Source organism: Serratia sp. H1w (assembly GCF_000633355.1).
In the GTDB taxonomy this organism is placed as follows: Bacteria; Pseudomonadota; Gammaproteobacteria; order Enterobacterales; family Enterobacteriaceae; genus Chania.
This window is the reverse complement of sequence record NZ_AYMQ01000055.1, coordinates 154,218-160,664: the sequence shown is the minus strand read 5'-3', so window position 1 is coordinate 160,664 and position 6,447 is coordinate 154,218. Positions and strand designations below refer to the sequence as shown.

Annotated in this window: 5 protein-coding genes; 1 reads left to right on the top strand and 4 read right to left on the bottom strand. The window is 55.0% G+C overall.

Annotated features, from left to right (window positions below; translation table 11 throughout):
• Window positions 1–29: 29 nt before the first annotated feature.
• From U869_RS0113395 to nagB, 4 genes are all read right to left on the bottom strand, one after another.
• Window positions 30–782, bottom strand: coding sequence for an HAD-IIA family hydrolase (locus U869_RS0113395; RefSeq protein WP_025120286.1), 753 nt, complete (start codon window positions 780–782; stop codon window positions 30–32).
• Between the two features lie 66 nt (window positions 783–848).
• Window positions 849–2,069, bottom strand: a complete 1,221-nt coding sequence (locus tag U869_RS0113390; protein WP_025120285.1) for an N-acetylglucosamine repressor — start codon at window positions 2,067–2,069, stop codon at window positions 849–851.
• Window positions 2,070–2,095: 26 nt separating this feature from the next.
• Window positions 2,096–3,235 carry an N-acetylglucosamine-6-phosphate deacetylase gene (nagA, locus tag U869_RS0113385; RefSeq protein ID WP_025120284.1) on the bottom strand — a complete coding sequence of 380 codons (1,140 nt, stop codon included), beginning with the start codon at window positions 3,233–3,235 and terminating at the stop codon, window positions 2,096–2,098.
• A 19-nt stretch (window positions 3,236–3,254) separates the two neighbouring features.
• Window positions 3,255–4,055 carry a glucosamine-6-phosphate deaminase gene (gene nagB / locus U869_RS0113380; protein WP_021805317.1) on the bottom strand — a complete coding sequence of 267 codons (801 nt, stop codon included), beginning with the start codon at window positions 4,053–4,055 and terminating at the stop codon, window positions 3,255–3,257.
• Window positions 4,056–4,392: 337 nt separating this feature from the next.
• Here nagB and nagE point away from each other — a divergent pair, with 337 nt between their 5' ends.
• The gene (gene nagE, locus U869_RS0113375) at window positions 4,393–6,429 is read left to right on the top strand and encodes an N-acetylglucosamine-specific PTS transporter subunit IIBC (RefSeq protein ID WP_025120283.1); all 2,037 of its coding nucleotides are present in this window, start codon (window positions 4,393–4,395) and stop codon (window positions 6,427–6,429) included.
• Window positions 6,430–6,447: the final 18 nt, after the last annotated feature.

Below are 6,447 nucleotides of genomic sequence, written 5' to 3'. Positions count from 1 at the left end.
GAGAGGGTTAGGGTGAGGGGCCTATCCGCTTAAAAAATATTGATATCGGCAACAGAAGGGAAGATATAGCTCGGACGGAACGGCATGTTTTCGACATCATTCAGCGTTGAGACGCCAGACAACACCAGCACGGTTTCCAGCCCGGCCTGGAAGCCTGCCAGGATATCGGTGCGCAGGTTGTCCCCGACAATCACCGTCTCTTCCGAATGGGCCTGCATCTTGTTCAGCGCGGCGCGGATAATCCACGGGCTAGGCTTGCCGACGTAAAACGGCTTACGACCGGTGATCTTCTCGATCGGCGCACAGAGTGCTCCACAGGCCGGAGTGAAACCGTGGCCGTGGGTATCCGGGTTGGTAGCGATAAACCGCGCCCCGTTGTTCACGAAGAAAGCCGCTTTATGCATCATATCCCAGTTGTAGGAGCGGGTTTCGCCCACGATCACGAAATCCGGGTTGATGTCGGTGATGGTAAACCCGGCCTTGTAGAGTTCGTGGATCAGCGCACCTTCACCCACCACATAGGCTTTTTTACCTTCCTGACGGCGCAGGAAATCGGCCGTTGCCATGGCGGAGGTATAAAACGCACTTTCCGGCACGTCCAGGCCAGCGGCGGCAAAGCGGTTGGCCAGATCCTGCGCGGTTTGCGAAGGGTAGTTGGTTAGCACCACCAGCGGCATTCCCTGCTCCTGAATACGAGCCAGGAACAGATCGGCACCAGGGATGGGGGTATTGTCATGCAGCAGCACGCCGTCGATGTCACATATCACGTTTTTGATAGTCATTGTTGCTGGTCTCATGATGAACGGCAGAGCAAAAAGCCAGAAGGGCCACCCTGCCAAACAGGCAGTTTAACTTTCTAGCAGCCGTTGGAGAAGTACACCGTTGAGCATGGCCCGTTTGGCCAGGGCAAAAGCACCGATTGCTGAGCGATGATTGAGTTCGGAAGTGACCACCGGCAGGTTGCTGCGGAATTCCTTCAGCACCTGGGTGTTGATGCAACTCTGGATCGCGGGTAACAACACCTTGTCCGCTTCGGTGATTTCACCGGCTATCACCACTTTTTGCGGATTGAACAGGTTGATGGCGATGGCTACTGCTTTGCCTAGGTAACGGCCAACGTGTTCGATCACTTCGCTGGCCAGCAAATCTCCCCGATTGGCGGCCTTGCAGATCGCGCCAATGCTACAGTCATCCAGCGTCATTTTGCTAGGGTAGCCCTGAGTCAGCAGATTACGTACGCGTTGTTCGATAGCGGCGTTGGCCGCCACGGTTTCCAGGCAGCCGAAGTTACCGCAGTGGCAGCGTTCGCCGAGGGGATCGATTTGAATATGGCCTATCTCCCCCACGTTACCGTTATTGCCGAGGAAGATGTGGCCGTTGACGATGATGCCGGCGCCGGTACCCCGGTGCAAGCGCACCAGAATGGAGTCTTCACAGTCCCGGCTGGCGCCGAAGTAGTGTTCCGCCAGGGCCAGGCTGCGGATATCGTGGCCAACAAAGCTGGTGACGTTGAAGCGTTGCTGCAGATGATCGACCAAGGCCCAGTTATTGACGCTGATATGCGGCATATAGCGCACCACGCCTAAAGCGGGATCGACCAGCCCAGGCAGGATCACGGCAATGGCGATCAGTTCGCGCAGTTTGCGCTGGTTGCTGTCGATAAACTGGGCAATGGCGTTAAGCAGTGCGTTTTCCAGTGTCTCCTGGGTGCGCTCCGGCAGAGGGTAGTGCTCCTCTCCGAGCGACTTGCCGCCCATATCGTACAGGGTGATGGTGGCATCATGGCGGCCCAGGCGAACGGCAACGGTGTGGAAATTGCGGGTTTCACTGACAATGGAAATGGCACGGCGACCACCGGTGGAGGCTTGCTGATCGACTTCTTTGATCAGCCCGCGCTCCAACAGTTGGCGAGTAATTTTAGTGACGCTGGCGGGGGCAAGCTGGCTGAGTTCGGCAATCTGAATGCGCGAGATCGGGCCTTGCAGGTCGATCAGGCGATAAACTGCCGCGCCGTTAAGTTGCTTAACTAAATCAACATTCCCTATTTGTGCTTGTCCGCCAGTGCTCATCAATAATGTTACTCGCTGTTCATGGATTAAACCTCGTTGCCGTTAACGAGGGTCTTGGTGATCTGATAATCACGGGTAAATGCGGTCAGGTTGGCGACCTTGCCAGCTTCGATGGTGCCTAAACGCTGGTCGACACCGATAGCGCGTGCTGGGTAGAGCGTTGCCATACGCAGGGCTTCGTCCAGAGCGATACCGACATGTTCAACGCTGTTCTGTACCGCTTCAATCATGGTCAGTGCAGAGCCGCTCAGGGTGCCGTTTTCGTCAACGCACAGGCCGTCACGATAATATATGGTTTTACCCGCGAAGATAAACTGGTCGATATCCGCGCCCGCCGGGGCGGTGGCATCGGTAACCAGCACCAATTTATCACCTTTTGCCCGTTTGGCGTTACGGATACTCGCCCAGGCCACGTGGTGACCATCGGCAATGACGCCGGTATACACTTCTGGCGTGTCGAAAATCGCGCCCATCAGGCCTGGTTCGCGGCCGCTGATAGTCGGCATAGCGTTATACAGGTGGGTGGCGAAGGTAATGCCCGCGGCGAAACCAACGCGTGCCTGATCGTAAGTGGCGTTGGAGTGGCCTGCGGAAACCACGATCCCGGCATCGCTCAGCTGTTTGATAAAGTGCGGCTCTACCATTTCTGGTGCCAGGGTCACTTTGCTGATCACGTCGGCATTGGCGCACAGGTGATCGATCATCTCGCTGGTCGGTTTGCGGATAAACGCCGGGTTGTGGGTGCCTTTCTTCTCCAGGCTCAGGTACGGCCCTTCCAGATGCAGGCCAAGCGCCTGGTTTGGATGGTTCTTCAGATAAGCGCGCATCACGTTGATGCCGTGCTTCATATAATCGTCGCTGCAGGTGATCAGCGTAGGCAGATAGCTGGTACAGCCGGATTTCTCGTTGGCGCGCTGCATGATTTCCAGCGTTTTCTCCGAGATGGCTTCCAGTGAGTCGTTAAATTGCACGCCGCCACAGCCGTTAAGCTGCACGTCGATAAAACCGGGGGCTAGGATGGCGCCACCCAGATCGCGCGTTTCGATGCCTGCTGGCAGTTCGGCCAGTGGGCAGACTCGTTCAATCAGGCCATCAGCAATCACTACCGCATGGTCATCAAGCACGTCGTGGCCGGTAAAAATCCGGCATTGGGTTAAAGCGAACATGTAGCCCCCTGCAAATAAATTAAAGACTATTAACGCTTTCCGCTTCTAATTCGCGGAAATACTTAACGGTTTTCACTTTCAGTTCCATGGTGGATGGTTCGTCACAAACCACTACGGCTTTAGCGTGCAACTGCAGGCAGCTAATGGTCCACAGGTGGTTGATGCTGCCTTCCACTGCGGCTTCCAGTGCTTGCGCTTTGCCACGGCCGGTGACCAGGATCATCACTTCTTCCGCATCCAGCAGGGTACCCACGCCGACGGTCAGGGCATATTTTGGCACCTGGCTGACGTCACCGTCGAAGAAGCGCGAGTTGGCGATGCGGGTTTCTTCGGTCAGCGTTTTGATACGGGTGCGTGAAGCCAGGGAAGAAGCTGGTTCGTTGAACGCAATGTGGCCATCGAAGCCCACGCCGCCCATGAACAGATTCACTTTGCCATAGGACTTCATTTTGGCTTCGTACTGACGGCACTCTTCATCAACGTCTGGTGCGTTGCCGTTCAGCAGGTTGATGTTCTCGCGTGGGATATCAACGTGGTCGAAGAAGTTGCGGTACATGAAGGTGTGGTAGCTTTCCGGGTGTTCCTGCGGCAGGCCAACATACTCATCCATGTTGAAGGTGACAACGTGCTTGAAGCTGACTTCGCCGGCTTTGTGCATCGCGATCAGGTGTTTGTAAGCTTCCAGCGGGGTGCCACCGGTTGGCAGGCCAAGTACGAATGGGCGATCTGCAGTCGGTTTGAAGGCATTGATACGCTGAACGATATGGCGTGCGGCCCATTTGCCGACTTGAGTAGTGTCTTGTAGTGGGATAAGTCTCATCGTACACCTCTAGGTAGAATAAACTGTGTCTATACTGGTACGGGCAACAACCGTAGCTTAAAGCGTAACTCAGCTTTGTGAAGCTGGTGTTAGACATTAGCGCCCGTTTGATTTTTTGAATGATAAAATAAGTTTTGTGCGATGGCTAGCAATGTGGCAGTTTAACACTGCTTTTTGGTGACATTTGTCACAAAAAAGGAGGTTTTAATTTGCGATACGAAATAATTTTTTTACACTCCGCATGAGTGATACGTGCCAAGCGTTATTTCTAAAAAGGTAGTGAGTTATCTCAATAAACTACCAATAGGGTCCGGCATCGGACGAATAGGGGGAAAAGGTGAACATTCTTAGTTATTTACAAAAGGTGGGTCGGGCCTTGATGGTTCCGGTAGCCACACTGCCTGCCGCGGCCATCCTGATGGGCGTGGGTTACTGGATTGACCCGGTTAGCTGGGGTGGGGACAATGCTCTGGCAGCCTTGTTCATCAAATCCGGTTCGGCCATTATCGATCATATGTCGGTCCTGTTCGCCATTGGTGTGGCTTACGGTATGTCCAAAGACAAAGACGGTGCCGCTGCACTGACCGGTTTTGTCGGTTTCCTGGTGGTGACCACGCTGTGTTCTCCAGCCGCCGTATCCATGATTCAGAAGATCCCTCTCGATCAGGTTCCTGCTGCCTTTGGCAAAATTGAGAACCAGTTTGTGGGTATTCTGGTGGGTATCATCTCTGCCGAAGTCTATAACCGTTTCAGCGGTGTTGAACTGCCGAAGGCGCTGTCGTTCTTCAGCGGCCGCCGTCTGGTACCTATCCTGATCTCCTTCCTGATGATCCTGGTTGCCTTCATCCTGATGTACATCTGGCCGGTGGTGTTTAACGGTCTGGTCAGCTTCGGTGAGCACATCCAAAAGCTCGGCTCAGCCGGTGCCGGTATCTACGCCTTCTTCAACCGTCTGTTGATTCCGGTCGGTCTGCACCATGCGCTGAACTCGGTATTCTGGTTTGACGTTGCCGGTATTAACGATATCCCTAACTTCCTGGGTGGCTCACAGTCTATCGAAGCGGGTAAAGCCGTGGTGGGTATCACTGGCCGTTACCAGGCAGGCTTCTTCCCAATCATGATGTTCGGTCTGCCAGGTGCAGCTCTGGCCATCTACCATTGCGCACGTCCTGAGAACAAAGCGAAAGTACTGGGTATCATGATGGCGGGGGCGTTCGCTGCCTTCTTCACCGGGATCACCGAGCCGCTGGAATTCTCCTTCATGTTCGTAGCTCCAGTGCTGTATGTGATCCACGCCGTGCTGACCGGTATTTCCGTGTACATCGCAGCCAGCATGCAGTGGATTGCCGGTTTCGGCTTCAGTGCCGGTCTGGTGGATATGGCGTTGTCATCGCGTAACCCGCTGGCAACTCACTGGTTCATGCTGATCCCGCAAGGCCTGGTGTTCTTCGCTATCTACTACGTGGTCTTCCGCTTCACCATCAAAAAATTCAACTTGATGACCCCAGGCCGTGAACTGGCCGTGGCCGGTGACGAAACCGACGGTTATGACGTGGATACCGCTGCCGGTAACAACGAAGATGAAACCACTACCCTGGCTCGTCGTTATGTGAGCGCCATTGGCGGTACCGACAACCTGACCGGGATTGATGCCTGTATCACCCGTCTGCGTCTTAACGTGAAAGATTCTGCCCTGGTGAACGATGCTCTGGCGAAACGCCTGGGTGCTTCTGGCGTGATCCGTCTGAACAAGCAAAGCGTGCAGGTGATTGTCGGTACTCGTGCCGAACTGATTGCCAGTGCGATGACCAAAGTCGTTGCAGCAGGTCCGGTAGCGGCAGCCGCTGCTCCAGCCGCCGCAGCCGCAGCGGCAGAAGTCAAACCGCAGGCCGTGCCTAACGTGACTAAAACCACCGTGCTGGAAGCGTTAGTGGCTCCGGTAACCGGTGAAGTGGTTGCCCTGGATCAGGTGCCTGACGAAGCCTTCGCCAGCAAAGCGGTCGGTGACGGTGTGGCGATCCGCCCAACCGATAAAACCGTCGTAGCCCCTGCCGATGGTACCGTGGTGAAAATCTTCAACACCAACCACGCTTTCTGCCTGGAAACAGACAAAGGCGCGGAGATCGTCGTGCACATGGGTATCGACACCGTGGCACTGAACGGTCAGGGCTTCAAACGCCTGGTGGAAGAGGGGGCTGAAGTGAAAGCAGGCCAACCGATCCTGGAAATGGATCTGGCCTACCTGAACGCTAATGCACGCTCGATGATCAGCCCTGTCGTCGTCAGCAATGCTGATGACTATGCAGGTCTGACGGCGCTGGCAACCGGCAACGTGGTTGCAGGCCAGACCAAGCTGTTCGAAATCCAGAAATAAGTGGGTTTAACCCTGAAG